Source organism: Leifsonia sp. 21MFCrub1.1 (assembly GCF_900107895.1).
Taxonomy (GTDB): domain Bacteria; phylum Actinomycetota; class Actinomycetes; order Actinomycetales; family Microbacteriaceae; genus Leifsonia; species Leifsonia soli.
Genome location: NZ_LT629867.1, coordinates 1,393,376 through 1,419,618, shown reverse-complemented (window position 1 = coordinate 1,419,618; position 26,243 = coordinate 1,393,376). Strand labels below are relative to the sequence as shown.

Sequence of the window (26,243 nt, the reverse complement as noted above, 5' to 3'; positions counted from 1 at the left end):
TCCATTCCAGTGGAATGCTCCACCGTGTCAGTGCGTCGCCGCCACCCACTCGTCGAGCTTCGCGGCCGCAGCCCCGGAGTCGATCGCTCGGGCAGCGACCGCCATTTGCGAACGGAACCGATCCAGGATGGATTCCTGGACCCTCGACGGGTCGGACGCGAGCTCGAAGGACACGAGCCCGGCCGCCGCGTTGAGCAGGACGATGTCGCGCACGGGGCCTTCTTCGCCCGCGAGCACGGCACGCACGACCGCCGCGTTGTACGCGGCGTCCTTCCCGAGCAGATCGTCGATGCGCGCGCGGGGAATGCCCAGATCGCGCGGGTCGATGTCGTGCTCGGTGACGAGGCCCCGAGAGACCTCCCAGACGTGGCTGTGACCGGTGGTCGACAGCTCGTCGAGCCCGTCGTCGCCGCGGAAGACCAGCGCGGTGGCCCCGCGGGTCTGGAACACGCCGACGATGAGCGGGATGCGGTCGAGCGTCGCGACGCCGACCGCGGACGCCTCGGGGCGCGCCGGGTTGCAGAGCGGTCCGAGGTAGTTGAAGACGGTGGGGACGCCCAGCTGGGCGCGGACCGGACCGGCGTGGGCGAATCCCGGGTGGAACGCGCTCGCGAAGGCGAACGTGATGCCGACCTTCTTCAGCACCTCGGCGACCCGGTCCGCGGGGAGCGTCAGGTCGATGCCGAGGGCGGCGAGCACATCCGAGGAGCCGGATGACGAGCTCGCCGCGCGGTTCCCGTGCTTGATGACGGGAACGCCGGCGGCGGCGGCCACGATCGAGGCCGTCGTCGACACGTTCACCGTGCCGAACCGGTCGCCTCCTGTGCCGACGATGTCGAGGGCCATCGGGTCGACGACGAGCGGGACGGCGTGGTCGAGGATCGCGTCGCGGAACCCGACGATCTCATCCACCGTCTCGCCCTTGGCGCGCAGCGCGATGAGAAACGCCGCCAGCTGGGCGTCCGTCGCCTCGCCAGTCATCACCTCGTCCATGGCCCAGGCCGCGTCCGCCACGCTCAGGTGCTCCCCCGCCAGGAGAGACGTCAGCACGGACGACCAGGACTGCGTGTGGACCATGAAGCGATCCTATCGGCGGGCAACACGCCACGGCGATAGCGGTCGATCTGCGGCCGGTAAGGCTGTCCTAACCGCAATTCGGGTCGATTCACGCCTCGCAGGTGGGAAAACCAGGGCACCTTTTCAGCCATAATGGGTTACGTGACGAGCACCTCCATTTCTCCCTCAGCGAGTGCGCCGGCGATCAACCGGCCCAATGTCGTGGCCGTCGGCACGATCGTGTGGCTCGGCTCGGAGGTGATGTTCTTCGCGGGGCTCTTCGCGATCTACTTCACCCTCCGGTCCACGTCCCCCGATCTCTGGGCCGCCGAGACGCAGCACCTCAACGTGCCGTACGCGCTGACGAACACGATCATCCTGGTCCTGAGTTCGGTCACCTGCCAGTTCGGGGTGTTCGCGGCCGAGCGCATGCAGCCGCGCCGCGCCGGCGGCATCCTGCAGTTCTGGCGCTGGGGCATGGTCGAGTGGTTCACGCTGACCTACCTCATGGGCGCGATCTTCGTCTCCGGCCAGGTGCTGGAGTACGCGACCCTCGTCTCCGAGGGCATCTCCCTCAGCTCCAACGCCTACGGATCGGCGTTCTACCTGACAACGGGCTTCCACGCCCTCCACGTCACGGGCGGCCTCATCGCGTTCCTGCTCGTGATCGGCCGCGCGTTCGCGGTCAAGATCTTCGGCCACAAGGAGGCGACGAGCGCCATCGTCGTCTCGTACTACTGGCACTTCGTCGACGTCGTGTGGATCGGACTGTTCGCGGTCATCTACATCATCCGATAGGAAACAGGAGCGTTCTTCACCCCATGCGTCCGAAAAACCCCCGCCCGGCCACCCAGCCCCGAACGGGCAAGCCCGCCCGCAAGGCCGGCCGCCGGCACCCGCTGGCCACCGTCGCGCTGCTCGCGATCGGCCTCGGCCTGACCGGCGGTGCGTACGCCGCGTTCACGACGACGACCGCATCCGCCGAGCCGCAGGTCGCCGCCGCCAGCCAGAACTCGGTCGACGAGGGCAAGAAGCTCTTCCAGGCCAACTGCGCCACCTGCCACGGGCTCGACGCCCAGGGCAGCTCGGTGGCTCCGAGCCTGATCGGCGTCGGCGCCGCCGCCGTCGACTTCCAGGTCGGCACCGGCCGCATGCCCATGCAGATGCAGGGCCCGCAGGCGCAGGAGAAGCCGGTCCAGTTCACGGACGAGCAGGTCAAGGCACTCGCCGACTACGTCTCCTCCCTCGCCCCCGGGCCGTCCATCCCGGAGCAGAAGTTCCTCGACGGGAAGGGCGACGCCGCCCACGGCGCCGAGCTGTTCCGCATCAACTGCGCGATGTGCCACAACGTGGCCGGCGCGGGTGGAGCGCTCACCGAGGGCAAGTACGCCCCGCCGCTGACCGGCGTCACCGCGAAGCACATCTACGAGGCCATGGTCACCGGCCCGCAGAACATGCCGGTGTTCAACGACCTGAACATCACGCCGCAGGGCAAGGCCGACATCATCACGTACCTGAAGTACATCCAGAACAACCCGTCCCCGGGCGGCTTCGAGCTGGGCAATCTCGGCCCGGTCGCCGAGGGCCTGTTCCTCTGGATCTTCGGTCTGGGCGCCATCGTCGCCCTCACCGTGTGGATCACGGCCAAATCCAATTAGCCACTTGGCCAACTAGTCGGCCCGCACAGGCACGAACCACAGCGTAAGAAGGAGAGCAATGGCACAGGACGAGAACGGCGGTCGCGAGCTGACGCCCGCCAGTTCGTCTGAGGCGCACCGCACCGGCGACCCCGGGACGGCGGTGATCATCCGCGACGCCGTCGAGAACCCCGGCTTCCCGCCTCACCGCCCGCGCGTCACCGACCTCGACCCGCGGAAGGAACGGCGCGCCGAGCGCACCGTCTACACGCTGTTCTACCTGTCGATCGCAGGCTCGGTGTGGGCGGTCGCCGCCTACCTCGCCTTCCCGATCGTCGACGGCGACCCCGGCTCGGTCCGCCTGAACAACCTGTTCATCGGCATCGGAGGAGCGCTCGCGCTCCTCGCGATCGGCATCGGCGCCGTCCACTGGGGCAAGGCGCTCATGCACGAGAAGGAGGGCGTCGACCTCCGTCACCCGGTGCGCGGCAGCGAGGCGACCACCGAGCGTGCCGCCGAGATCTTCCGCCAGGCCGACGAGGAGTCCGGCTTCAGCCGGCGCACGCTCGTGCGCAACAGCCTCATCGGCGCGCTGATCGCGTTCCCGCTCCCCGCCGTCGTCCTGTTCCGCGGCCTCGCGCCCGAGAACGAGGACCCGGTGGAGCTGCTCTCGAACACGATGTGGGCGAAGGGCGTCCGGCTCACCCGCGACCCAACCGGAACCCCGATCAAGGCGTCGGATGTGACTCTCGGCAGCGCGTTCCACGTGATCCCCGAGGGCCTCAACGAGGCCGAGAACATGCTGGAGGAGAAGGCCAAGGCGGCCGTGCTCCTCATGCGCCTCAAGCCCGAGGACCTGCACGTGTCCAAGGGCCGTGAGAACTGGAACTACGACGGCATCGTCGCCTACTCCAAGATCTGCACGCACGTCGGGTGCCCGGTGGCGCTCTACGAGCAGCAGACCCACCACCTGCTCTGCCCGTGCCACCAGTCGCAGTTCGACATCACGCACGAAGCGCAGGTCATCTTCGGACCGGCGAAGCGGCCGTTGCCGCAGCTGCCGATCACCGTCGACGCCGATGGCTACCTGGTCGCGCGCAGCGACTTCACCGAGCCTGTCGGCCCAAGCTTCTGGGAGCGCCATTGAGCACCACGACCGCCGCACCCGCGGCAACGACGACGGCCAAGAAGGGTGGCTTCACGGCGGCAGCCGCGAACTACCTCGAAGACCGCACCAGCATCTCAGGCGCCGTCAAGGAGTTCGGTCGCAAGATCTTCCCCGACCACTGGTCGTTCCTCCTCGGTGAGGTCGCGCTCTACAGCTTCATCGTCATCCTGCTGTCCGGAACGTTCCTGACGTTCTTCTTCCAGGCGTCGATGGCCGAGGTCACCTACAACGGCTCGTACGTGCCGCTGAAGGGCATCGAGATGTCCTCGGCGATGCAGAGCACGCTGAACATCTCGTTCGAGGTGCGCGGCGGTCTGCTGGTCCGTCAGATCCACCACTGGGCGGCCCTGCTGTTCGTGGCGTCCATCGGCCTGCACATGCTCCGCATCTTCTTCACGGGCGCGTTCCGCAAGCCGCGTGAGCTCAACTGGGTGATCGGCTTCGTGCTCTTCATCCTGGCCATGGCCGAGGGCTTCACCGGCTACTCGCTCCCCGACGACCTGCTCTCGGGCAACGGCCTCCGCATCATCGACGGTCTCATCAAGGGCCTGCCGGTGGTCGGGACCTGGATCTCGTTCCTGCTCTTCGGAGGCGAGTTCCCCGGAACGGCGATCGTCGGCCGCCTGTACACGCTGCACATCCTGCTGCTGCCCGCGTTCGTGGTGGCGTTCATCGCGCTGCACCTCATGTTCGTGGTCATCCACAAGCACACGCAGTACGCGGCTCCCGGGCGCACGCAGGGCAACGTCGTCGGCTACCCGGTCCTCCCGGTGTACGCGGCGAAGGCCGGCGGCTTCTTCTTCATCGTCTTCGGCGTCCTGGTGCTGATGGCCTCGCTGTTCACGATCAACCCGATCTGGAACTACGGCCCGTACGACCCCTCCCCGGTGTCCGCGGGAACGCAGCCGGACTGGTACATCGGCTTCGCCGACGGCGCCCTGCGCCTGGTGCCGCCGGGCTGGGAGTTCGTCTGGCTCGACCGCACCTGGTCGTTCAACATCATCATCCCGGTGGCGATCCTCGGTCTGTTCATCGTGACGGTCATGATCTATCCGTTCCTCGAGGCGTGGATCACCGGCGACAAGCGCGAGCACCACATCCTGGACCGTCCGCGCAACGCCGCGAACCGCACGGCGATCGGCGCTGCCGGCGTCACGTTCTACGCGGTCTTCTGGGCGGCGGCGAGCTCCGACATCATCGCGACGCACTTCAAGCTGACGATGGAGGGTGTCATCCACACCCTGCAGGCGCTCTTGTTCGTCGGGCCGGTGATCGCGTACTTCGTGACGAAGCGCGTCTGCCTCGCGCTGCAGAAGAAGGACCGCTCGATCGCCCTCCACGGCTTCGAGACCGGCCGCATCGTGAAGCTGCCCGGCGGTGAGTTCATCGAGGTGCACGAGCAGCTCAGCGACTACGAGCGCTGGCGTCTGGTGTCGTTCGAGTCGTACGAGCCGCTGATGTTGCGTCCGAACCGACGGGGCAAGATCACGGCGGCGAACCGGGTCCGCGCGGGCCTGTCCCGCTGGTTCTTCGAGGACCGCATCGTTCCGCCGACCCGGAACGAGCTCGAGTCGGGCCACGACCACCACTGAGGCCCGCCTCCGTCGGAAGCGCCGGTGCGTTCATTCGCGCCGGCGCTTTCGCGTTCCCGCCCGTTGTCTCCTGTTCCTTCGACCGAGGGGCTGCCCATGTCCGCTGATCTGTCCCGGCTCGCCGCATGGCTGCGCTGCCCCGTCTGCGAGGCTGATCTGGAGCCGGTCGACCGCCTGACGCTGGGATGTGCGAACGGGCACCGTCACGACGTCAACAAGCGCGGCTACGTCTCCCTCCTCGGCGGAGGCACCAAGCACCTGGGCGACACCACCGAGATGCTGGATGCGCGCGACCTCGTGCTCGAGGGCGGCGCCTACTCCCCCATCGCCGACGCCGTGGCGGCGTCCGCCGTCGGGTCGCGGGTGCTGGATGCGGGCGCCGGGACCGGCCACTACCTCCGCGCTGCCCTGTCGTCCCTGCCGCAAGCCGTGGGGCTCGCTATGGACCTGTCCGCGCAGGCGGTCGCTCGTGCCGTGCGCTCGTCGGATCGGGTGGACGGCCTCGTCGCCGACACCTGGCGCCCGCTGCCCGTGCGCTCGGACTCGGCCGACACCGTGCTCGACGTGTTCGCGCCGCGCAACCTTCCCGAGTTCCGTCGCGTCCTGCGTCCCGGGGGAACCCTCGTCGTGGTGGTCCCCCGCACCGAGCATCTCGGTTCGCTTCGCGCCACCGGGAGCATGCTCGACATCCCCTCCGACAAGGCGGACGACGTCATCGCCACCGCAGAGCCCCTGTACGCCCTCCTGACGCGCGAACCGGTCGCGTACGACCTCGCGCTCACGCCCTCTTTGCGTGAGGCTCTGGCGGGCATGGGGCCGTCGGCGCGCCACGCGGCCGCGGCGGCGGTCGTCCCGTCCGAGGTCGACGCGACGCGCGTATCCGTCGACGTCCTCCGCTTCACCCGCCGCTGACGCAGCCTGCTCCGTCCGTCTCGTCGGCGGCGTCCTCGCCATCCAGTGGACGCAACATGCCGCACGTCGCGACGCAGCCACGGCGTGTTGCGTCCACTGGATGGCCAGCCGAGCCCGGCGCAGCGCGCGCGACGTCCGGCCCACTCGCGGGTCGCAACACGCCGTTACGACGGCGGGATAGCGGCGTGTTGCGTCCCACAGAGCGCGTTGCATCCCCCGGGCGCCGAACGGCGGACGGGACGGCGCGACGCCGCACTCGGCGCAGCGGCAGTTGGAGACGCCACCTCGTCGCCCACGACGGCGCCATCCATGGGTCGCGACACGCCGCTATGTCGTCAGGATAGCGGCATGTTGCGTCCCACAGACGAGGCTGCCGGCCGGGCAGTAGCGCCCGCCGCCGGAGACATCAGGCAGGAGGGATGGCCGCAGGAGGCGCCTTCGTCAGGCGGGGCCGGCGCGAGCATGCCCGGAGACGCAGTGAGGGCCGCCTCCCGTGGGAGACGGCCCTCAGCAGGCGCGGACGGCGCGCGTCAGCGCGCGAAGTATCCGCGGTAGTACTCGTAGACCCAGCCGACGATGCAGACGAGGCTGAAGGCCACGCCGATGTAGCAGATCCAGAAGCCGACCGCGAGGCCGAGGATGACCAGACCCGCGCCGAAGGCGAGGGAGACCGGCCACCAGCTCCACGGGCTGAAGTTGCCGAGCTCCGGGTCGCCGTCGTCGATGTTCGCGTCGAGGCGATCCTCCGGCAGCTCTCCCCCCTGGGAGGCGTGGGAGCGGCCGACGTAGAACGCGATGAACGCGGCGAGGATCGCACTCAGCAGCAGGGCGACGGTGCCGACCCACTCGACGTTGCGGTGCATCTCGTCGAGCAGGTTCCACAGCGTGTAGACCACCGCCGAGAGCAGGAAGAAGGCCGACAGGATCCAGAACAGGATGGCATTGGCGCGCATGGGTTACTTCACCTCGTCGTTCGCGACGTCGTGCACAGGGGCGTCGGGGGCGTCCTTCGCGGGACCCACGCCGATCGGGATGCCCGCCTCGGGGTGGTTCAGGTCGAACGCAGGCGACTCCGAACGGATGCGCGGGATCGACGTGAAGTTGTGGCGCGGCGGCGGGCAGCTGGTCGCCCACTCGAGCGAACGGCCGTAGCCCCACGGGTCGTTGACCGTGACCTTGGGCGCGTTGCGCGCCGTCAGGTACACGTTCACGAAGAACGGGATCATCGAGATCGCGAGGATGCCGGCGCCGATCGACGAGACCTGGTTCATCCAGGTGAAGCCGTCGGACGGCAGGTACGTGGCGTACCGGCGCGGCATGCCCACGACTCCCAGCCAGTGCTGGATGAGGAACGTCGTGTGGAAGCCGATGAACAGCAGCCAGAAGTGCCACTTGCCCAGCCGGTCGTTGAGCATCTTGCCCGTCCACTTCGGCCACCAGAAGTAGAAGCCGGCGAACATGGCGAACACGACGGTTCCGAAGACCACGTAGTGGAAGTGCGCGACCACGAAGTACGTGTCGGACACGTGGAAGTCGAGCGGCGGCGACGCGAGGATGACGCCGGTCAGACCGCCGAAGGTGAACGTGATCAGGAAGCCGATGGACCAGAGCATGGGCGACTCGAAGGTCAGCGACCCCCGCCACATGGTGCCGATCCAGTTGAAGATCTTCACGCCGGTCGGAACGGCGATGAGCATCGTCATCAACGAGAACCACGGCAGCAGAACCGAGCCGGTGACGTACATGTGGTGCGCCCACACCGTCACGGAGAGGGCGGCGATGGCGATCGTCGCGTACACCAGGGTCTTGTACCCGAAGATCGGCTTCCGGCTGAACACCGGGAAGATCTCGGACACGATGCCGAAGAACGGCAGAGCGATGATGTACACCTCGGGATGCCCGAAGAACCAGAAGAGATGCTGCCAGAGCAGGGCTCCGCCGTTGGCCGCGTCGTAGATGTGCGCGTCGAACACGCGGTCGGCCGCGAGGGCGAACATGGCCGCGGCGAGGACAGGGAAGGCCATCAGCACGAGGATCGAGGTCACCAGGGTGTTCCAGGTGAAGATCGGCATGCGGAACATGGTCATGCCCGGCGCGCGCATCGTGATGATCGTGGTGATGAAGTTCACCGCGCCGAGGATGGTGCCGAAGCCCGAGAGGCCGAGGCCCACCACCCAGAGGTTGCCGCCGATCCCCGGAGAGAACGTCGTGCTCGAGAGCGGTGCGTAGGCGAACCAGCCGAACGACGCGGCGCCCTGCGGGGTGAGGAAGCCGGCGACCGCGATGAGCGATCCGAACGAGTAGAACCAGTACGCCAGCGCGTTCAGACGCGGGAACGCCACGTCCGGTGCGCCGATCTGCAGCGGCATGAGCACGTTGGCGAAGCCGGCGAAGAGCGGCGTCGCGAACATGAGCAGCATGATCGTGCCGTGCATGGTGAAGAGCTGGTTGTACTGCTCCTTCGTCGCCACCACCTGCAGGCCCGGCTCGAAGAGCTGGGCGCGGATGATCAGCGCCATCACGCCGCCGATGAGGAAGTACACGAACGACGAGACCAGGTACATGTACCCGATGGTCTTGTGGTCCGTCGACGTGATGTAGTTCACGAGGATGTTGCCCTTGCGCTCCACACCGTTCGCGGTGAGGATCGTGGGCGCTGGCTTGGGGGCGGCGGTGGCTCCCGGTGCCGGTGCTGTCGTCGTCATCTGTGCGTCCTACTCGTTGCCCTGCGGGGCGCCCGTTCCGGGCAGGTTCTGGTTGCGGTCGTACTCGGAGCCCAGCTGACCCTCGTAGCCCTGGTCGCGGAGGCTCTTGATGTGTGCGTCGTACTCCGACTGCGGCACGATCTTGACGTTGAAGAGCATGGCCGAGTGGTACTCGCCGCAGAGCTCGGCGCACTTGCCGACGAAGGTGCCCGTGCGGTCGGTCGTCTCGAAGTACATGTAGTTGGTCTTGCCCGGGATGACGTCCTTCTTGTAGAGCATCGCCGGCACCCAGAACGAGTGGATCACATCGCGCGAGTCGAGCTGGATCGTGATCTTCTTGTTCTCGGGCAGGTACAGGGTCGGGACCTCGCCCTCCTGGACCGATCCGGGGGTGGCGCTGTTGTCATCCGGCTGGACCTGGATTCCCGGGTCGTAGACGTTGTCGCTGACGTAGTTGAAGTCCCACGCCCACTGCTTCGCGTACACCTGGATCTTGACGTCCGGGTTCGCGTACGGCTTCTCGATCGCGTTCTGGTCGCGCGCCGTGAAGGCGAAGAAGCCGAGCACCAGGATGAGCGGCACGATCGTGTAGAAGATCTCGATCGGCATGTTGTAGCGCAGCTGCACCGGGAGGCCGGTCTGGCCCTTCCGGCGGCGGTACACGATGACCGCCCAGAGCGTGAGGCCCCAGACGATGATGCCGACGATGAGCAGGACGATCCAGCTGGTCACCCAGAGGCCGCTGATGCGGTCGGTGTGGTTCGTGACGGGCGGCTCGCCCTCGACGAAGCCCGGGAGGAATCCGTGCAGCTGAGCCTGCGTGCAGCCCGCGAGTGCCACGACGAGCGTCGCGGCGATCGGGATGGCAGCCCATCGGAGACGGCGATTGTGACGCACCGGTGACCTTTCGAGTGACTACTGGACAGTTCACATGCAACTGTATGTGGCTGTGTCTACCCTACTCCGACTGACACCCTGATCCGAACAAAAGGGCCGCCCTGTGGAGGGCGGCCCGATGTGTTTCTCTGTGCTATACGGCGCTCAGTGGAAGGAGTCTCCGCACGCGCAGGAACCGGTCGCGTTGGGGTTGTCGATCGTGAATCCCTGCTTCTGGATCGTGTCTTCGAAGTCGATCGTCGCGCCGTCGAGGTACGGAACGCTCATCTTGTCGACGATGACCTCCACCCCGTCGAAGTCGACGGTCGCGTCTCCGTCGAGCATGCGCTCGTCGAAGTACAGCTGGTAGATCAGACCCGAGCATCCGCCGGGCTGGACGGCGACGCGCAGACGCAGGTCGTCACGGCCCTCCTGCTCGAGCAGGCTCCTGACCTTGGATGCCGCGGCGTCGGTCAGGCCGACTCCGTGGGCCTTGGTCGCGGTCAGCGTTGTGTCGGTCATGGGACTCCTCACAAGGACGAAACGGGACTTCGGAACGAAATCTGGGTCGATTGTACGTCGCCGAGCTGGAAATTCGGCAGACCGCGGGATCCGCTCAGGATGCCGTGCGCCCGTCGAGCCGCGCGAGCAGCAGCGCCTCGGTCAGCACGGCGCGCTTGAACACGCCCAGGTGCAGCGACTCGTTGGGGCTGTGGGCGCGCGTGTCCGGGTCCTCGACCCCGGTGACGAGGATCTGCGCCTCCGGGAACTCGCGGACGAGGTCGGCGATGAACGGGATGGAGCCGCCGATGCCGGTCTCCACCGCCTCGGCGCCCCAGGCGTCGGTCATCGCGCGCTTCGCCTCCGTCGCCGCCCAGCCGTCCGTGTCGACGAGGAAGGGGTCGCCGAGGTCGACATCGTCGATCGCGATGTGCGCGCCGAACGGCGCGTGCGCGCGCAGGTGGCGCTCGAGCGCTTCGTAGGCCTCACGGGCGGGCTGGCCCGGTGCGACGCGGGAGCTGATCCGCACGGCGACGCCCGGGAGCAGGGTGTTGGACGCGTTGGCCACGCTCGGTGCGTCGATCCCGGTGACCGTGATGGTCGGCTGCGACCACATCCGCGACAGGATCGGGCCCCGTCCGACACTGGTGACGCCCGGGAGGAAGGCGGCGTCCTCGGCGAGCTGCTCCTCCGTGAACGCCGGCGGCTCCGCCGCGGCATCGTACGAGGTGAGGCCGTCGACCGCCACCGCGCCGTCGTCGTCGTGCAGGGTGGCGAGGAGCTTCACCAGCGCGAGCATCGCATCCGGAGCCGCTCCCCCGTACATGCCCGAGTGCGAGGCGTGCTCGAGCGTCGAGACGGTGAGGCGGAACGTGACGTTGCCGCGGAGCGACACGGTCAGCGCGGGGGTGTTCACATCGACGTTGTCGGAGTCGGCGACCACGATGACGTCGGCGGCCAGGGCGGCCGCGTTCTGCTCCAGGAAGTTCGCGAAGGAGCGGGAGCCGAACTCCTCCTCCCCCTCGATGAAGACGGCGAGGCCGACCTCGAGGTCGTCGCCCAGCACGTCGCGCAGCGCCCGCACGCTCGCCACGTGCGCCATGACGCCCGCCTTGTCGTCGGCCGCCCCGCGGCCGTAGAGGCGGTCGCCGCGCACGGTCGGCTCGAACGGCGGGGTGTCCCAGTTCGCCTCGTCGCCCTCCGGCTGGACGTCGTGGTGGGCGTAGAGCAGGACGGTGGGTCGCCCGTTCCTCGCGGCCCGCGTCGCCAGCACGGCCGGCTGCCCGAGCGTGTCGCCGACGCCGATCGGCGCCTGCTTGACCTCGACGGTGTCGAACATCCCGGTGTCGGTGAGGAGGGCGGCGACCGCGTCGGCACTGCGGCGCACGTTCTCGGGGTCGAACGCGGACCACGACACCGACGGGATGCGGACGAGCTTCGAGAGGTCGGCGACGGCCGACGGCAACCCCGCCTCGACCGCGGCGCGGACCTTCGCCTCGACGCCGGGGGCCGAACCGTCCGCCGTGTCGTCAGCGGCCGTGGGAACAGGGGTCTGCTGGCTGTCTGTCATGCGGGTAATCTTAAGCGGACCCCACAAGCGAAGGCTCGAAGTTGGCGAAACGACAGAATGCGGCGAGCGAGGCGGAGACGCCCGCCGCCGAGACCCCCGAAGAGACGGCTGCCCGGCTGAAGCAGGGCAAGGGCGCACCGACGCCCTCCCGCCGCCAGCAGGAGGCCGCCCGCAAGCGCCCGCTGGTGCCGACGGACCGCAAGGAAGCGGCACGCGTCGCCCGGCAGAAGCAGGCGGAGGCGCGCGAGAAGGCGCGCATCGGCATGGCGGCCGGCGACGACCGCTACCTGACCGCACGCGACCGCGGACCCCAGCGCCGGTACGTGCGCGACTATGTCGACGCCCGGTTCTCGATCGGCGAGTTCCTCATCCCGGTGATGCTGATCGTCATCATCCTGACGTTCCTGCCGTGGCCGGAGATGCAGGTGTACGGCCTCTTCGCGCTCTGGGGCTTCTTCCTGATCGCGGTCATCGACTGCATCGCGCTCGGCTTCCTGGTGCGCAGGCGCATCGGCGCCAAGTTCGGCGCGACGAAGGTGGAGCGCGGACTGCGCTGGTACGCCGCGATGCGCGCTCTGCAGCTGCGGGTCATGCGCCTGCCGAAGCCGCAGGTCAAGCGCGGCCAGTTCCCGAGCTGACGTGGCGATCGTCGCGGCGGCGGACGGCTCCGCCCTCGGCAACCCCGGCCCGGCCGGCTGGGCCTGGTACGTGGACGACGACCACTGGTCGGCGGGAGGCTGGCCGCACGGCACCAACAACCAGGGCGAGCTCATGGCGGTCATCGACCTGCTGGAGGCGACCGCCCACCTCGGCGACGACCTGCACATCTTCTGCGACAGCCAGTATGTGATCAACGCGGTGACCAAGTGGATGCCGGGCTGGAAGCGCAAGGGCTGGCGCAAGGCCGACGGCGCCCCCGTCCTGAACCGCGAGCTGCTGGAGCGCCTCGACCGCGCCCTGCAGGGCCGGAGCTACCGGTTCGAGTGGGTCAAGGGACACGCCGGTCATGAGCTGAACGAGGCGGCGGACGAGCGGGCGCGCGCCGTCGCCCTCGCGTATCAGAAGGGCGACCCCATCCCGATCGGCCCGGGGTGGCCCGGTCGTGCGGTCGTCGCCGAGGAGCCGGCACCCGCTGCCGCTGCGGCCACTGCCGCACCCGCTGCGGCCGTCGCCGCCCCCGCGCCGCAGGACGCCTCCGTCGAACTCGACCTCTTCGCCGACCTCGCCGCCGAGGAGACGGACGAGCAGGTCGTCGCGCGATTGGAGCGCGAGCTGCTGGAGCCCGCGGTCCGCTCGGATGCCTCCCGGCTCGCCGAGCTGCTGCATCCCTCGTTCGAGGAGATCGGGCGTTCGGGCCGGTTGTGGGGCCGGGACGCGCTGATCTCCGAGCTGGCCGTCGACGACGACCCGGCCGCGGCGATGGAGCTGCTGGCCGTCGACCGCGTCGCGCCAGAGACGCTGCTGCTCACCGCACGGACGACGGATGCGCGCGGCGCGACCCTGCGGAGCTCCCTCTGGGTGCGCAGCTCGGGCCGCTGGCGCCTACGCTTCCACCAGGGGACGCCGGAGGCGTAGCAGCCCCCGGTTGATCTGCCGGGCCCAGAGCGGGCCGCGGTAAAGGAACGCCGTGTAGCCCTGCACGAGGGTCGCTCCCGCATCCAGGCGCTCCTGCACGTCCTCCGCGGTCTCGACGCCCCCGACGGAGATGACGCAGAGCTCGGCCGGTACGACGGCGCGGATGAGTCGGAGCACCTCGAGGGACCGCGCCGCGAGCGGGGCGCCGCTCAGCCCGCCGGCGCCCGCCGCCGCCACGACGGCGGGGTCGGTGCGGAGACCCTCCCGCGAGATCGTGGTGTTGGTGGCGATGATGCCCGCGAGCCCGAGCTCGACGGCCAGGCGCGCGATGCGCTCGACCTGGTCGTCGGTGAGATCTGGCGCGATCTTGACCAGCAGCGGCGTCGCACCGGCGACCTCCTTCACCGCGGTGAGGAGCGGGCCGAGCAGCTCCAGCTCCTGCAGGCCGCGGAGCCCCGGCGTGTTCGGGGAGCTGACGTTGACCACCAGGTAGTCGGCGACCGGGGCGAGCGCGCGGGCGCTGGTCAGATAGTCCTCCGTGGCGTCTTCGACGGCGACGACCCGCGACTTGCCGATGTTCACGCCGAGCACGGGACGCTTCGCCGAACGGCGCACCCGGAGCAGCCGATTGGCCGCCGCACCGGCGCCGTGGTTGTTGAAGCCCATCCGGTTGATCACGGCGCGGTCCGGGATGAGGCGGAACAGCCGCGGCTTGTCGTTGCCGGGCTGCGGGCGCGCGGTGATCGTGCCGACCTCGACGTGGCCGAAGCCGAGCGCGCCGAGGCCGAGGACGCCCTCACCGTCCTTGTCGAAGCCGGCCGCCACGCCGAACGGTGAGTCGAACCGCAGCCCGAGCGCCTCGACGGCGAGAGACGGATCCGGTGCCGTGAACCGGCGGGTCAGCCCGCCGAGGCCGACGGCCGGGAGGGCGCGGATCACCACGAACGCGAGGTGATGGGCCCGCTCGGGGTCGAGCCGGGACAGGACGAGGTCGAAGAGTGCGCGATACATGCCGGTAGAAGAATACCCGGCCCGGCCACTCGACCTCGACCGGCTCCGCGCGGTGGAGCTCAGGGCAGCGCGGAGCGATGCCGCGGCCCCAGCGCCGAGGGAGCCTGCGACCGAGGTTCAGGAAGGAGCGCCGGCAGGCTCCGCATGCGCCAGCCGCAGGGAGCGGATGGCGGCCTCGAAGTCGTCGAGCGAGTCGAACCCTTGGTAGACGCTGGCGAACCGCAGGTACGCCACCTCGTCGAGCTCGCGCAGCTCCGGCAGGATCGCGAGGCCGATGTCGTTGGCCTCGATCTGCGACGCACCGGTCGAGCGGATGGTCTCCTCGACCTTCTGCGCCAGCACGGCCAGATCCGAGTCGGTCACCGGGCGGCCCTGGCAGGCCTTCCGCACGCCGAGCACGATCTTCTCGCGGCTGAACGGCTCGGCCACCCCGCTGCGCTTGATCACGCTCAGGCTCGCCGTCTCCGTCGTCGAGAACCGGCGGCCGCATTCCGGGCACTGCCGGCGACGGCGGATCGACAGCCCGTCGTCGCTCGTCCGGGAGTCGATGACGCGGGAGTCCGGGTGACGGCAGAAGGGGCAGAACATGAAGGGATTCTATCGCTCAGCGGGTGCGGAACCGCTGGGTGACCGCTTCTCCGTGCGCCGGGAGGTCCTCCGCCGTCGACAGGGCCACGATCCGGTCGGCGACCTCACGCAGCGCGTCGCGGTCGTACTGGACGACCTGCTGCGGGCGGAGGAAGGAGTAGGCGCCCAGACCCGGCGAGAAACGCGCCTGTCCACCGGTCGGCAGCACGTGGTTCGACCCCGCCAGGTAGTCGCCGAGGCTCACCGGTGACGTCGGGCCGAGGAAGATGGCGCCGGCGTTGCGGATGGAGCGCAGCAGCTCCTGCGGGTCGGTGGTCTGCAGCTCCAGGTGCTCCGGGCCGTAGGCGTTGCTGAACGCTGCAGCCGCGGCGAGGTCGTCCACGAGCACCACGGCGGACTGCGGGCCGCCGAGGGCCGTGCGCACCCGTTCGGCGTGCTTGGTCGCGCCGGCCAGCGCATCCAGCTCGGCCACCACGCGCTCGGCGAACGCCGGGCTGTCGGTGACCAGCAGGGAGGCGGCCGCCTCGTCGTGCTCCGCCTGCGAGACCAGGTCTGCCGCGACGTAGGCGGGGTCCGCGGTGTCGTCCGCGATCACGAGGATCTCGGTCGTGCCGGCCTCGGAGTCGATGCCCGCCTGACCGCGTACGACGCGCTTCGCGGCCGCCACGTAGATGTTGCCGGGGCCGGTGATGACCTGGACCGGCTCCAGGCCGAGTTCTTCGACGCCGTACGCCAGCGCGCCGATCGCACCGGCACCTCCCATCGCGTACACCTCGTCGATGCCGAGGAGACCGGCGGCCCCGAGGATGACCGGGTGCACCGCTCCCCCGAACTCGCGCTGGGGAGGGCTCGCGATGGCGACGGAGGCGACGCCCGCGATCTGTGCGGGCACCGCGTTCATGACGACGCTCGACGGGTAGACGGCCTTGCCGCCCGGCACGTACAGCCCGGCGCGCTCCACGGGCTCCCAGCGCTGCACGATCGTGGCACCGGGACGGATGACGGTCTCGGCCGGCGGCGGGACCTGCGCGGCCGTCGCCTCGCGCACGCGCGCTATCGCCTCCTCCAGCGCCTCACGGACGTCGGCGGGAAGCGCCTCGACAGCGGCGTCGATCTCCGCTTGGGGAACGCGGACGGAGGCCGGGGCGGCCCCGTCGAAGCGCTCGGCCTGCTCGGCGAGGGCGGCGAGCCCGCGCTGCCGGACGTCGTCGATCAGCGCGGAGGCGACCGACATCGCCGCCTGGACGTCCACGACGGGACGGGGCACGAGTCGCTGGAAGGCGGCGCGAGTAGGCTGGACACCGCGGAGGTCGATGGTCTGGATCATGGCCCATCCACCCTATCCGCTCGGGCACGTCCCTCCCCCGCGGAATGGTCGACACAGATTCGGGCTTGTATCCATCAGTATGAACAGCGCATCCCCCGACCCCACCGACGGCGCCATCAGCGACGCGACCCCGGACCTCGCGGCGTTCCGGCAGACGTTCCGGCGCCACGCGGCCGGGGTGGCCATCGTCACGGCCCAGCGCGAGGACGGCACGCCCGTCGGGTTCACCGCGACGTCGCTCGCGTCGCTCGCCGCCGTCCCGCCGCTCGCCACCTTCAACATGGCACTCTCGGCCTCGAGCTGGCCGGCGATCGCGGAGACCGACCGGGTCGTCATCCACACCCTCGGCGTGCGCAATCGCGAGGTCGCCCAGACGCTCTCCGGCGACAACAGCCAGCGGTTCGTCGGCGACCACTGGTACCGCGGGCCGCATGGGCTGCCGGTCATCAAGGACACGACGGCCTGGATGGTCGGGCGCATCATCGAGCGCGTCCAGGTGCACCAGAGCGCGGTCGTGATCGTGCAGATCGAGCAGGGCGGCCTGGGCGAGGACGACGCGCCGCTGGTCTACCACGAGCGCACCTACTGGCGCCCCGGCACCCCCGTCTGACGCTTCGCGTCCCTCCCACACCGATCGAGGTGCGACGTCATGTCGCCACTCGCGTCGAGGTGCGACATGATGTCGCATCTCGGCGGTGGGACGGACGTCAGACCAGGCAGTGCGGGCCGAGCAGACCCTTGAGCTCGCCGTAGAGGTCGGCGCTCACCTTCACCGGCTTCGGCACCTCGAAGACACGCGCGACCTGGCCCTTCACGAGACGGAGGCGCACCTCGCTCTCGCCCGGATGCCGCGCCAGCACCTCACCGAGCGACACCACGGTATCGGTCGTCGCGCGCTGGTCCGGCATCGTGATGACAAGCGGACCGGAGTCATCCGCCTGTCCGAGGTCCGGCGTCATCAGCGAGAACGCGTGCAGGTTCATCCCGTCGTCGCGCAGGCTCACCCGGCCGCGGACGACCACGATCGCGTCGCCCTGCAGCTGCGGCGAGTACTCCTGGTACGCCTTGCCCATGAACATCACGGTGAGCTCGCCGCCGAAGTCCTCGACCTGGATCATGCCGTACTGGTTGCCGGACGCCTTCGCCACGCGGTGCTGGACACTCGTCACGAGACCCGCGATCGTGACCGTCTCGCCGTCCTGGATGTTCTCCGACGCCACGAGCTCGGCGATCCCGGTGCTGGCGAGCTTCGCCAGCTGCAGCTCCAGCCCGGCGAGCGGATGGTCGGAGACGTAGAGTCCGAGCATCTCGCGCTCGAAGGCCAGCTTGTCGCGCTTCGCCCACTCCGGCCGCTGCGGGATGTGGTGCTGCGTCTGCGCCGCCTCGTCCTCGCCCCACAGACTGTCGAAGTCGAACCCGACGTCGCCGTTCGCCTCGTTCCGCTTGATCTTGACGGCGGACTCGACCGCATCCTCGTGGACCTCGACGAGCGCGCGCCGGGTGTGGCCGAGCGAGTCGAACGCGCCCGCCTTGATCAGCGACTCCACCGTGCGCTTGTTCGCCGCATGGATGGGCACCTTGTTGAGGAAGTCGTGGAACGACTCGAAGCGCCCCTTGCTCTCGCGGGCCTCCCGGACGCCCTCGACGACGTTCGCGCCGACGTTGCGGACGGCGCCCATGCCGAAGCGGATGTCCTCGCCGACGGCGGCGAAGTACAGGTTCGACTCGTTGACGTCCGGCGGGAGCACCTTGATGCCCATGCGGCGGCACTCGTTGAGGTAGAGCGCCATCTTGTCCTTGGAGTCGCCGACGCTGGTGAGCAGCGCGGCCATGTACTCCGCCGGGTAGTGGGCCTTGAGGTACGCCGTCCAGTACGAGATGACGCCGTACGCCGCCGAGTGCGCTTTGTTGAACGCGTAGTCGGAGAAGGGGAGCAGGATCTCCCAGAGCTTGTTGACGGCGTCCATCGAGTAGCCGTTGGCCTGCATGCCCTGCGAGAAGCCCTCGAACTGCTTGTCCAGCTCCGACTTCTTCTTCTTGCCCATGGCGCGGCGCAGGATGTCTGCTTGGCCGAGCGAGAAGCCGGCGACCTTCTGCGCGATCGCCATCACCTGCTCCTGGTAGATGATGAGGCCGTAGCTGGTCGAGAGGATGTCGGCGAGCGGCTCCGCGAGCTCCGGGTGGATGGGCGTGATCGCCTGCTGCCCGTTCTTGCGGAGCGCGTAGTTGGTGTGCGAGTTCGCGCCCATCGGGCCCGGCCGGTACAGCGCGATGAGTGCCGAGATGTCCTCGAAGTTGTCCGGCTTCATCAGGCGGAGCAGCGAGCGCATCGGGCCGCCGTCGAGCTGGAACACGCCGAGGGTGTCTCCGCGCGACAGCAGCTCGTACGCCGCCCGGTCGTCGAGCTCGAGGTCTTCGAGCACGAGCTCTTCTCCGCGGTTGTCGCGGATGTTGTCGAGGGCGTCGTTGATGATGGTGAGGTTGCGCAGCCCCAGGAAGTCCATCTTGATCAGGCCGAGGGACTCGCAGGCCGGATAGTCGAACTGCGTGACGATCTGGCCGTCCTGCTCCCGCTTCATGATCGGGATGACGTCGATCAGCGGGTCGGACGACATGATCACGCCGGCCGCGTGCACGCCCCACTGGCGCTTCAGGTTCTCGAGCCCGAGCGCGGTGTCGAAGACGGTCTTCGCCTCCGGGTCGGTCTCGACGACCGCCCGGATGTCGACCGCCTCTTTGTAGCGCGGGTGGTCCTTGTCGAAAATGCCCGTCAGCGGGATGTCCTTGCCCATGACGGGCGGCGGCATCGCCTTGGTGAGCTTCTCGCCCATCGAGAACGGGAAGCCGAGCACGCGTCCCGAGTCCTTCAGCGCCTGCTTGGCCTTGATGGTGCCGTACGTGACGATCTGCGCGACGCGCTCGGACCCGTATTTCTCGGTCACGTACTTGATCACCTCGCCGCGACGACGGTCGTCGAAGTCGACGTCGAAGTCGGGCATGGAGACGCGGTCGGGGTTGAGGAAGCGCTCGAAGATGAGGCCGTGCTGCAGCGGGTCGAGGTCGGTGATCCGCATCGCGTATGCGGCCATCGAGCCGGCGCCGGAGCCGCGGCCGGGGCCGACGCGGATGCCGTTTCGCTTCGACCAGTTGATGAAGTCGGCGACGACGAGGAAGTAGCCCGGGAAGCCCATCTGCGAGATGACGCCGATCTCGTAGTCGGCCTGCTTGCGCACCTCGGGCGTGATGCCGTTCGGGTAGCGCTGCTCGAGACCCTTCTCGACCTCCTTGACGAACCAGGTCTGCTCGGTCTCGCCCTCCGGGACGGGGAACCGCGGCATGTAGTTGGCCGCCGTGTCGAATTTCACGTCGCAGCGCTCGGCGATCGCGAGGGTGTTGTCGCACGCGTCGGGGTAGTCGCGGAACAGCTGCCGCATCTGCTCCGGCGTCTTCAGGTAGAACTCGTCTGCGTCGAACTTGAAGCGGTTCGGGTCGTCGAGCGTCGAGCCGGACTGCACGCACAGCAGTGCGGCGTGGCTCTTGGCGTCCTCCGCGTGCGTGTAGTGGAGGTCGTTGGTCGCGACGAGCGGGAGGCCCAGGTCTTTGGCCAGCCGGATGAGGTCGGACATGATCCGGCGCTCGATGCCGAGCCCGTGGTCCATGATCTCGGCGAAGAAGTTCTCCTTGCCGAAGATGTCGCGGTAGTCGGCCGCCGCCGCCCGCGCCGCCTCGTACTGCCCGAGCCGCAGGCGCGTCTGCACCTCGCCCGACGGGCAGCCGGTCGTGGCGATGATGCCCTTCGAGTAGCGGCTCAGCAGCTCGCGGTCCATGCGCGGCTTGAAGTAGTAGCCCTCCATCGAGGCGTACGACGAGAGCCGGAAGAGGTTGTGCATCCCCTCGGTCGTCGCCGCGAGCAGCGTCATGTGCGTGTACGCGCCCGAGCCGGAGACGTCGTCGCCGCCGCCGTCGCCCCAGCGGACGCGGGTCTTGTCGGTGCGGTGGGTGCCCGGCGTGAGGTAGGCCTCCGTGCCGATGATCGGCTTGATCCCGGCGTCGGTGGCCGTCCGCCAGAAGTCGAACGCGCCGAACATGTTTCCGTGGTCGGTGATCGCGACACCGGGCATCCCCTGGGCGGCCGCGGCCTCCACCAGGGGTTTGACACGCGCTGCCCCGTCGAGCATCGAGTACTCGCTGTGGACGTGGAGGTGGACGAAGGAGTCGGACATCGATCTAAGCCTAAGGCCGTCCTCCGACGTCCGCTCTACGACTCTCGGAGGACGTCCAGCGCGTGCTGCAGGTCGGCGGGATAGGTCGTCGTGAAGGTGACCCACTCCCCCGTCGCCGGGTGCGCGAAGGCGAGCTGGACGGCGTGCAGCCACTGCCGGGTGAGGCCGAGCTTGGCGCTCAGGACGGGGTCGGCGCCGTACATCGCATCCCCGACGCACGGGTGCCGCTGTGCGGCCATGTGGACGCGGATCTGGTGCGTCCTCCCGGTCTCCAGGTGGATCTCCAGCAGGCTGGCCGAGGGGAACGCCTCGATCGTCTCGTAGTGCGTCACGGACGGCTTCCCGCCCGCGACGACCGCGAACTTCCAGTCGGATCGCGGATGCCGTCCGATCGGGGCGTCGATGGTGCCGGTCAGCGGGTCCGGGTGGCCCTGGACGACGGCGTGGTAGATCTTCTCGACCGTGCGGTCGTGGAACGCGCGCTTCAGCGCCGTGTAGGCGCGCTCCGACTTGGCGACGACCATGAGGCCGCTGGTGCCCGCGTCGAGGCGGTGGACGATGCCAGCGCGTTCGGCGGCGCCGGAGGTCGAGATGCGGAAACCCGCGGCGGCCAGCGCTCCGAGGACGGTCGGGCCCTCCCAGCCGACGGAGGGGTGGGCGGCGACGCCGACCGGCTTGTCGATGACCACGATGTCGTCGTCGTCGTGGACGATCGTCAGGTCCGGAACGGCGATGGGCACGATCTCGACGTCGGACTTCGGCTGCCAGGAGACCTCGAGCCAGGATCCGGCCGACAGGCGGTCGGACTTGCCCACGTCACGGCCGTCGACCGTGACGCCTCCGGCCTCGGCGATCTCGGCGGCGAAGCTGCGGGAGAACCCGAGGAGCTTGGCGAGACCCGCATCGACCCGCGAGCCCTCCAGGCCGTCCGGGACGGGGAAGCTGCGCGACTCCATCTAGCCCTGCGGCTTGTCGTCGTGCGGCTCGGCGGGAGCAGGGGCGGCGGGGGCCGCGTCGGTGTCGGTCTGCGTCCCCGTGTCGGTCTGCGTCCCGCTCTCCGGCTCCGGCCCGATCGCCGGGTCGCCCTCCTCCACCGCATCCTCCTCGTCCTCGTCGTGCGCGTGACGGCCGTCGAGGCCGACACCGCGGAGGGTGAGGATGAGGAAGAGCGCCATGCTCGAGACGATGGCGACGTCCGCCAGGTTGAAGATCGCAGGCAGCAGCGGGATCTGCAGGAAGTCGACCACATGGCCGACGCCGAATCCCGGCTCCCGGAACAGCCGATCGGTCAGGTTGCCGAGCAGGCCGCCGAGCAGCAGACCGAACAGCACGGCCCACGCGGTGGAGCGGATGCGCGGGGCGTACCAGATCACGAAGCCCAGGACGCCGACCCCGACGATGGAGAAGATCCACGTGGAGCCGCTGCCGATGGAGAAGGCCGCACCGGCGTTCTTGACGAAATGGAACTGGAGCAGCTGCCCCAGGACCTCGACTTGCTGGCCCTCGTACAGGTTCGAGACGACCAGGACCTTGGCGATCTGGTCGACGAGGTACACGCACAGCGCGACCACCGCCAGGACCGCCAAGGCCCTGATGCTGACCTTGGACCGGGAAGGACTAGCCTCCAAAGCCGGGGAACGCCGGAGGCTTCTGCCCCTGGCCCGAGTCGTCGGAGCCGCCCGCGGGGACCGGCGCCGGGACCGAGCCGCTCACGGGAGCCGCGGACCGGCTGCCGGAGGCCGAGCCGCCGGGCTGTGCGCCGCCGCCCTGGACCGGCGCGTCGAGGTCGCGGAGCTGGCCTTCGATGTAGCTCTTGAGGCCCTTGCGGTAGTCGCGCTCGAAGGTGCGGAGCTCGTCGATGCGACGCTCGAGACCGGTGCGCTCCTGGTCGAGGGCGCTGATCTGCGCGCGCTGCTTGGACTCCGCCTCTGCGACGATGCGGGCAGCGGTCGCGTGACCCTCGGCGATGAGCTGGTCGCGCTTCTCCACGCCCTCGCGCACGTGCTCCTCGTGGAGCCGGCGGGCGAGCTGGAGCAGGTTGTTGGTGGCGTTGGGGTCGTTCGCGTCGTCCGCGGGCGCCTGGTAGGCGGGAGCGGCCTGCGCCTGCTCGGCCTGCTGCTTGGCCTGAGCGGCCTCCTGCTGGGCCTGTGCGAGGCGCTGCTTGAGCTCCTCGTTCTCGCGCTGCAGGCGCTCGGCCTCGCCGCTGTCGGCGCCCTGCGCGGCCGCGGCCGCAGCCGGGGCGGCACCGCCCTGGCCGCCGCTGCGCTGCAGCTCGGCGATCCGCGAGTCGGCCGCCACGAGGCGCTGCTTGAGCTCTTCGTTCTCCTGGTTCAGGCGACGCAGCTCGACGACGACCTCATCGAGGAAGTCGTCGACCTCGTCCTGGTCGTAGCCCTCGCGGAACTTCGTCGGCTGGAACCGCTTGTTGACTACATCTTCCGGAGTCAGCGCCATGGCAAGCCACCTTAGATCGTGAAATTGGAACAGAAACGCGTTCAGCCAACGCTAGCAAAGCGGGCGGGAGTCGCGCACTCCAGCGCCTGTCCGGCGCGTCGGCTCGTCAACGATACAACGGGCCCTCCCCCGAACACGCGAGCGACGCTCAGCGGAATCCCAGGGTCACGTACAAGCCGATGATCACGACGAGCATGGTGAGGCTCCAGCCGAAGTCGATCGCGACGGGACCCATCGAGACGCGCGGGATGATCCGCCGGAAGAACCGGATGGGCGGGTCGGTCACCACATACGTCGACTCGGCCAGCACCAGCCCGAAACCCCGCGGGCGCCACTGCCGCGCGAAGACGCGCACCAGGTCGAGCACGAACCGGGCCCACAGCACGAAGAAGTAGAGCAGAAACGCGTAGTAGAGGACGGTCGCGATGAGGGAGACGACAAACACCCTCCCAGTATGGACGAAAGCGCACCGCGTCCCCTGAGCGTCCGCGGGGGGACGGCGAGGGAGGCGGTGCGCTTCGAGCGTCGACGGGCCGGAGCCCGCAGGGTCAGGCCTGGGCGAAGAAGGACGCGTCGACCTCGGCGTCCTGGCCGCCGTGCTCGCCCGAGACGACGACGTGGCTGGGAGAGAGCAGGAACACCTTCGGCGTGACCCGCTCGATCTTGCCGTAGAGGCCCTGCGAGAGGCCGCTGGCGAAGTCGATGAGGCGGCGGGCGTCGCCCTCGCTCATCTGCGAGAGGTTGATGATCACCGGGATGCCCTCCCGGAACGACTCGGCGATCGCCTGGGCGTCGCGGTACTGGCGGGGGTGGACCGTGAGGATCTCGTTCATTTCCTGTACCGATGCATTCCGTGCGGTGGACGACTTGCGCAGCGGCGTGACCGGAGCGCGGCCGGCCGCGGGCGCGACCGGAGCGGGGTGTGGGACGGCCTGGACCGGCGATGCGGCCGGGGTGTGGACCGGTGCTTCGCGGCGCGGCTGGTGATGAGCCTGCTCCTGCGGCTGCTCCTCGAACTCCAGCTCCTCGTCGGCGAGGCCCAGGTAGACCATCGTCTTCTTCAGCGGGTTGGCCATGGTTCCTCCGTACAGACCTGCGCGTCGACGCCTCGCCACGCACTTCGAACTCTTCTTCTCGAGATTAACGAAGCTCCGGCCGATTCCCGGTAATGGCCGTCCCGATCCGAAGGTGTGTCGCGCCGGCGGCGATGGCTTCGCGGTAGTCCTGCGACATCCCCGCTGAGATGGATGTCGCCTCCGGCGCGAGGCTGCGGACCCGCCCCGAGGCCGCGCGGACGCGCTCGAACGCCCTGGCCGGCTCCTCGCCGAGCGGGGCGACGGCCATCACGCCGAGCAGGTGCAGCCCCGGGGCCGCGAGCACGTGCTCCACCAGCGGCTCCAGGTCGCGATCGGCGACGCCGCCGCGCGCGGGGTCGTCCGTGAGGTTCAGCTGGACGAAGACGTCCAGGTCGCTGTCGCCCTCCCCCTCGCGCGCCGCGAGGGCGTCGACGAGCGAGAACCGGTCGACCGAGTGGATGACGGACGCGTAGCGCCGCGCCTGCCGCGCCTTCTTGCTCTGCAGCTGGCCGACGAAGTGCCAGGTGAGGTCGAGGTCGGCGAGCTCTGCCGCCTTCTCCTGCGCCTCCTGGTGGCGGTTCTCCCCCACGTCGCGCACGCCCAACGCGGCCAGCTCGCGGACGAGCGAGGCCGGATGGAACTTCGTCACGACGATCGTAGTCAGCTCGGCGGGCGAACGGCCGGCGGCCCGGGCGGCGTCTGCGACACCCTCCCGGACCGCGGCCAGCCGCTCGGCCAGCGGACTACTTGAGGAAGTCGGGGATGTCGAGGTCGTCATTCTCGTCGTCGAACGCCGGGTCCTTCTGCTGGGCCGCCTCGGCCACCGGGCTCTCGCCGGTGTGCCAGGCGTCGGTGGTCACGGGCGCGGGGATCTCGCCGGCCTCGACCTCGGCGGAGGAGGCCACCTGCGACTCCTCGGAGCCCGCCTCGACGAAGCTGGCACGGCGCGCATCCACCGCGGCCGGCCGCGTGCTCGGCTCGCCGCCGTCGAATCCGGCCGCGATGACGGTCACGCGCACCTCGTCGCCGAGGGTGTCGTCGATGACCGCACCGAAGATGATGTTGGCCTCCGGGTGGACCGCCTCCTGCACCAGGCGGGCGGCGTCGTTGATCTCGAAGATGCCGAGGTTCGATCCGCCCTGGATGGAGAGCAGGACGCCGTGTGCGCCGTCGATGGAGGCCTCGAGCAGCGGGGAGGCGACGGCCAGCTCGGCCGCCTTGATCGCCCGGTCGGCGCCGCGCGAGGAGCCGATGCCCATGAGGGCGGAGCCGGCTCCCTGCATGACCGACTTGACGTCGGCGAAGTCGAGGTTGATCAGACCGGGGGTGGTGATGAGGTCGGTGATGCCCTGGACACCGGCGAGGAGCACCTGGTCGGCGGTGGAGAACGCCTCGAGCATGCTGATGCCGCGGTCGCTGATCTCCAGCAGCCGGTCGTTCGGCACCACGATGAGGGTGTCGACCTCTTCCTTCAGGCGCTGCACCCCGGCCTCGGCCTGCTGCTGGCGGCGCTTGCCCTCGAACGAGAACGGCTTGGTGACCACACCGATGGTGAGCGCGCCGATCGACTTCGCGATGCGCGCGACGACGGGGGCTCCACCGGTTCCGGTGCCGCCGCCCTCTCCGGCGGTGACGAAGACCATGTCGGCGCCCGCGAGGGCCTCCTCGATCTCCTCCGCGTGGTCCTCGGCGGCGCGACGGCCGACCTCGGGGTCCGCTCCGGCGCCGAGGCCGCGCGTGATCTCACGGCCGACGTCGAGCTTAACGTCGGCGTCGCTCATCAGCAGCGCCTGCGCGTCCGTGTTGATGGCGATGAACTCGACGCCGCGGAGGCCGAGCTCGATCATGCGGTTGACGGCGTTGACGCCGCCTCCGCCGATGCCGACGACCTTGATCACGGCGAGGTAGTTCTGTTGTGCTGTCACGTCCGGCCTCCACTGGAACCTTCAACCTCTAGCTGAGGCTTAAAGTC

General features: G+C 69.3%; 25 protein-coding genes. 8 read left to right on the top strand and 17 right to left on the bottom strand.

The genetic code is table 11. The features are described 5' to 3' along the window. Positions 1 to 27: 27 nt before the first annotated feature. A complete protein-coding gene (gene trpD, locus BLW09_RS06685; protein ID WP_089910140.1) occupies positions 28 to 1,077 on the bottom strand; it encodes an anthranilate phosphoribosyltransferase in 1,050 nt (349 codons plus the stop codon). A gap of 132 nt (positions 1,078 to 1,209) precedes the next feature. Between trpD and ctaE the strand changes: the two genes are divergently transcribed. From ctaE to BLW09_RS06660, 5 genes are all read left to right on the top strand, one after another. After that, positions 1,210 to 1,854 carry an aa3-type cytochrome oxidase subunit III gene (gene ctaE, locus BLW09_RS06680; RefSeq protein WP_172824178.1) on the top strand — a complete coding sequence of 215 codons (645 nt, stop codon included), beginning with the start codon at positions 1,210 to 1,212 and terminating at the stop codon, positions 1,852 to 1,854. A gap of 23 nt (positions 1,855 to 1,877) precedes the next feature. After that, positions 1,878 to 2,714: a cytochrome bc1 complex diheme cytochrome c subunit gene (gene qcrC, locus BLW09_RS06675; protein WP_089910135.1), complete on the top strand. Its 837-nt coding sequence runs from the start codon at positions 1,878 to 1,880 to the stop codon at positions 2,712 to 2,714. Positions 2,715 to 2,772: 58 nt separating this feature from the next. After that, positions 2,773 to 3,840, top strand: coding sequence for a cytochrome bc1 complex Rieske iron-sulfur subunit (gene qcrA / locus BLW09_RS06670; protein WP_089910132.1), 1,068 nt, complete (start codon positions 2,773 to 2,775; stop codon positions 3,838 to 3,840). After that, positions 3,837 to 5,453, top strand: a complete 1,617-nt coding sequence (qcrB, locus tag BLW09_RS06665; protein WP_089910129.1) for a cytochrome bc1 complex cytochrome b subunit — start codon at positions 3,837 to 3,839, stop codon at positions 5,451 to 5,453. The genes qcrA and qcrB overlap by 4 nt, the downstream gene beginning before the upstream one ends. Positions 5,454 to 5,549: 96 nt before the next feature. Beyond that, positions 5,550 to 6,365, top strand: coding sequence for a methyltransferase domain-containing protein (locus BLW09_RS06660; protein ID WP_089910126.1), 816 nt, complete (start codon positions 5,550 to 5,552; stop codon positions 6,363 to 6,365). 530 nt (positions 6,366 to 6,895) lie between these two features. Here BLW09_RS06660 and BLW09_RS06655 read toward each other — a convergent pair. The 5 genes from BLW09_RS06655 to BLW09_RS06635 form a co-directional block, all read right to left on the bottom strand. Continuing rightward, on the bottom strand, positions 6,896 to 7,318 hold the full coding sequence (locus BLW09_RS06655) for a cytochrome c oxidase subunit 4 (RefSeq protein WP_089910123.1): 423 nt from the start codon (positions 7,316 to 7,318) through the stop codon (positions 6,896 to 6,898). 3 nt (positions 7,319 to 7,321) lie between these two features. Beyond that, the gene (gene ctaD, locus BLW09_RS06650; RefSeq protein WP_089910120.1) at positions 7,322 to 9,070 is read right to left on the bottom strand and encodes an aa3-type cytochrome oxidase subunit I; all 1,749 of its coding nucleotides are present in this window, start codon (positions 9,068 to 9,070) and stop codon (positions 7,322 to 7,324) included. Between the two features lie 9 nt (positions 9,071 to 9,079). Continuing rightward, complete coding sequence (gene ctaC / locus BLW09_RS06645) at positions 9,080 to 9,967, bottom strand: aa3-type cytochrome oxidase subunit II (protein ID WP_089910117.1); 888 nt, start codon at positions 9,965 to 9,967, stop codon at positions 9,080 to 9,082. 144 nt (positions 9,968 to 10,111) lie between these two features. Further along, positions 10,112 to 10,468, bottom strand: coding sequence for an iron-sulfur cluster insertion protein ErpA (erpA, locus tag BLW09_RS06640; protein ID WP_089910115.1), 357 nt, complete (start codon positions 10,466 to 10,468; stop codon positions 10,112 to 10,114). A gap of 94 nt (positions 10,469 to 10,562) precedes the next feature. Further along, positions 10,563 to 12,017: a dipeptidase gene (locus BLW09_RS06635; RefSeq protein WP_089910111.1), complete on the bottom strand. Its 1,455-nt coding sequence runs from the start codon at positions 12,015 to 12,017 to the stop codon at positions 10,563 to 10,565. Between the two features lie 41 nt (positions 12,018 to 12,058). On the opposite strand from BLW09_RS06635, the gene BLW09_RS06630 reads away from it, so the two are divergent. Together BLW09_RS06630 and BLW09_RS06625 are read left to right on the top strand one after the other, a co-directional pair. Beyond that, on the top strand, positions 12,059 to 12,655 hold the full coding sequence (locus tag BLW09_RS06630) for a DUF3043 domain-containing protein (protein WP_089910108.1): 597 nt from the start codon (positions 12,059 to 12,061) through the stop codon (positions 12,653 to 12,655). Between the two features lies 1 nt (position 12,656). After that, positions 12,657 to 13,592 carry a ribonuclease HI family protein gene (locus BLW09_RS06625; protein ID WP_089910106.1) on the top strand — a complete coding sequence of 312 codons (936 nt, stop codon included), beginning with the start codon at positions 12,657 to 12,659 and terminating at the stop codon, positions 13,590 to 13,592. Here the strand turns inward: BLW09_RS06625 and BLW09_RS06620 are convergent. The 3 genes from BLW09_RS06620 to hisD all read right to left on the bottom strand — a co-directional run bounded on the left by BLW09_RS06620 (position 13,560) and on the right by hisD (position 16,518). After that, the gene (locus BLW09_RS06620; protein ID WP_089910103.1) at positions 13,560 to 14,603 is read right to left on the bottom strand and encodes a quinone-dependent dihydroorotate dehydrogenase; all 1,044 of its coding nucleotides are present in this window, start codon (positions 14,601 to 14,603) and stop codon (positions 13,560 to 13,562) included. The two genes, BLW09_RS06625 and BLW09_RS06620, sit on opposite strands and share 33 nt — an antisense overlap. 117 nt (positions 14,604 to 14,720) lie before the next feature. After that, a complete protein-coding gene (nrdR, locus tag BLW09_RS06615) occupies positions 14,721 to 15,191 on the bottom strand; it encodes a transcriptional regulator NrdR (RefSeq protein ID WP_089910100.1) in 471 nt (156 codons plus the stop codon). A 16-nt stretch (positions 15,192 to 15,207) separates the two neighbouring features. Then, positions 15,208 to 16,518 (bottom strand): histidinol dehydrogenase, encoded by a 1,311-nt coding sequence (hisD, locus tag BLW09_RS06610; RefSeq protein ID WP_089910097.1) that lies wholly within the window; start codon positions 16,516 to 16,518, stop codon positions 15,208 to 15,210. A 79-nt stretch (positions 16,519 to 16,597) separates the two neighbouring features. On the opposite strand from hisD, the gene BLW09_RS06605 reads away from it, so the two are divergent. Further along, positions 16,598 to 17,128: a flavin reductase family protein gene (locus BLW09_RS06605; protein ID WP_089910094.1), complete on the top strand. Its 531-nt coding sequence runs from the start codon at positions 16,598 to 16,600 to the stop codon at positions 17,126 to 17,128. A gap of 97 nt (positions 17,129 to 17,225) precedes the next feature. Here the strand turns inward: BLW09_RS06605 and dnaE are convergent, their stop codons facing one another. The 8 genes from dnaE to ftsZ all read right to left on the bottom strand — a co-directional run bounded on the left by dnaE (position 17,226) and on the right by ftsZ (position 26,196). Beyond that, on the bottom strand, positions 17,226 to 20,741 hold the full coding sequence (dnaE, locus tag BLW09_RS06600) for a DNA polymerase III subunit alpha (protein WP_089910092.1): 3,516 nt from the start codon (positions 20,739 to 20,741) through the stop codon (positions 17,226 to 17,228). 35 nt (positions 20,742 to 20,776) lie between these two features. Then, positions 20,777 to 21,697 (bottom strand): RluA family pseudouridine synthase, encoded by a 921-nt coding sequence (locus BLW09_RS06595; protein ID WP_089910089.1) that lies wholly within the window; start codon positions 21,695 to 21,697, stop codon positions 20,777 to 20,779. Continuing rightward, a complete protein-coding gene (gene lspA, locus BLW09_RS06590; RefSeq protein ID WP_089910086.1) occupies positions 21,698 to 22,327 on the bottom strand; it encodes a signal peptidase II in 630 nt (209 codons plus the stop codon). Between the two features lie 31 nt (positions 22,328 to 22,358). Then, on the bottom strand, positions 22,359 to 23,195 hold the full coding sequence (locus BLW09_RS06585) for a DivIVA domain-containing protein (RefSeq protein WP_089910084.1): 837 nt from the start codon (positions 23,193 to 23,195) through the stop codon (positions 22,359 to 22,361). Positions 23,196 to 23,343: 148 nt separating this feature from the next. Then, the gene (locus BLW09_RS06580) at positions 23,344 to 23,640 is read right to left on the bottom strand and encodes a YggT family protein (RefSeq protein ID WP_089910081.1); all 297 of its coding nucleotides are present in this window, start codon (positions 23,638 to 23,640) and stop codon (positions 23,344 to 23,346) included. 103 nt (positions 23,641 to 23,743) lie between these two features. Then, positions 23,744 to 24,271, bottom strand: coding sequence for a cell division protein SepF (locus BLW09_RS06575; RefSeq protein ID WP_089910078.1), 528 nt, complete (start codon positions 24,269 to 24,271; stop codon positions 23,744 to 23,746). 64 nt (positions 24,272 to 24,335) lie between these two features. Next, positions 24,336 to 25,049 carry a YggS family pyridoxal phosphate-dependent enzyme gene (locus BLW09_RS06570; protein WP_089910075.1) on the bottom strand — a complete coding sequence of 238 codons (714 nt, stop codon included), beginning with the start codon at positions 25,047 to 25,049 and terminating at the stop codon, positions 24,336 to 24,338. After that, positions 25,015 to 26,196, bottom strand: a complete 1,182-nt coding sequence (gene ftsZ, locus BLW09_RS06565; RefSeq protein ID WP_089910072.1) for a cell division protein FtsZ — start codon at positions 26,194 to 26,196, stop codon at positions 25,015 to 25,017. The genes BLW09_RS06570 and ftsZ overlap by 35 nt, the downstream gene beginning before the upstream one ends. Positions 26,197 to 26,243: the final 47 nt, after the last annotated feature.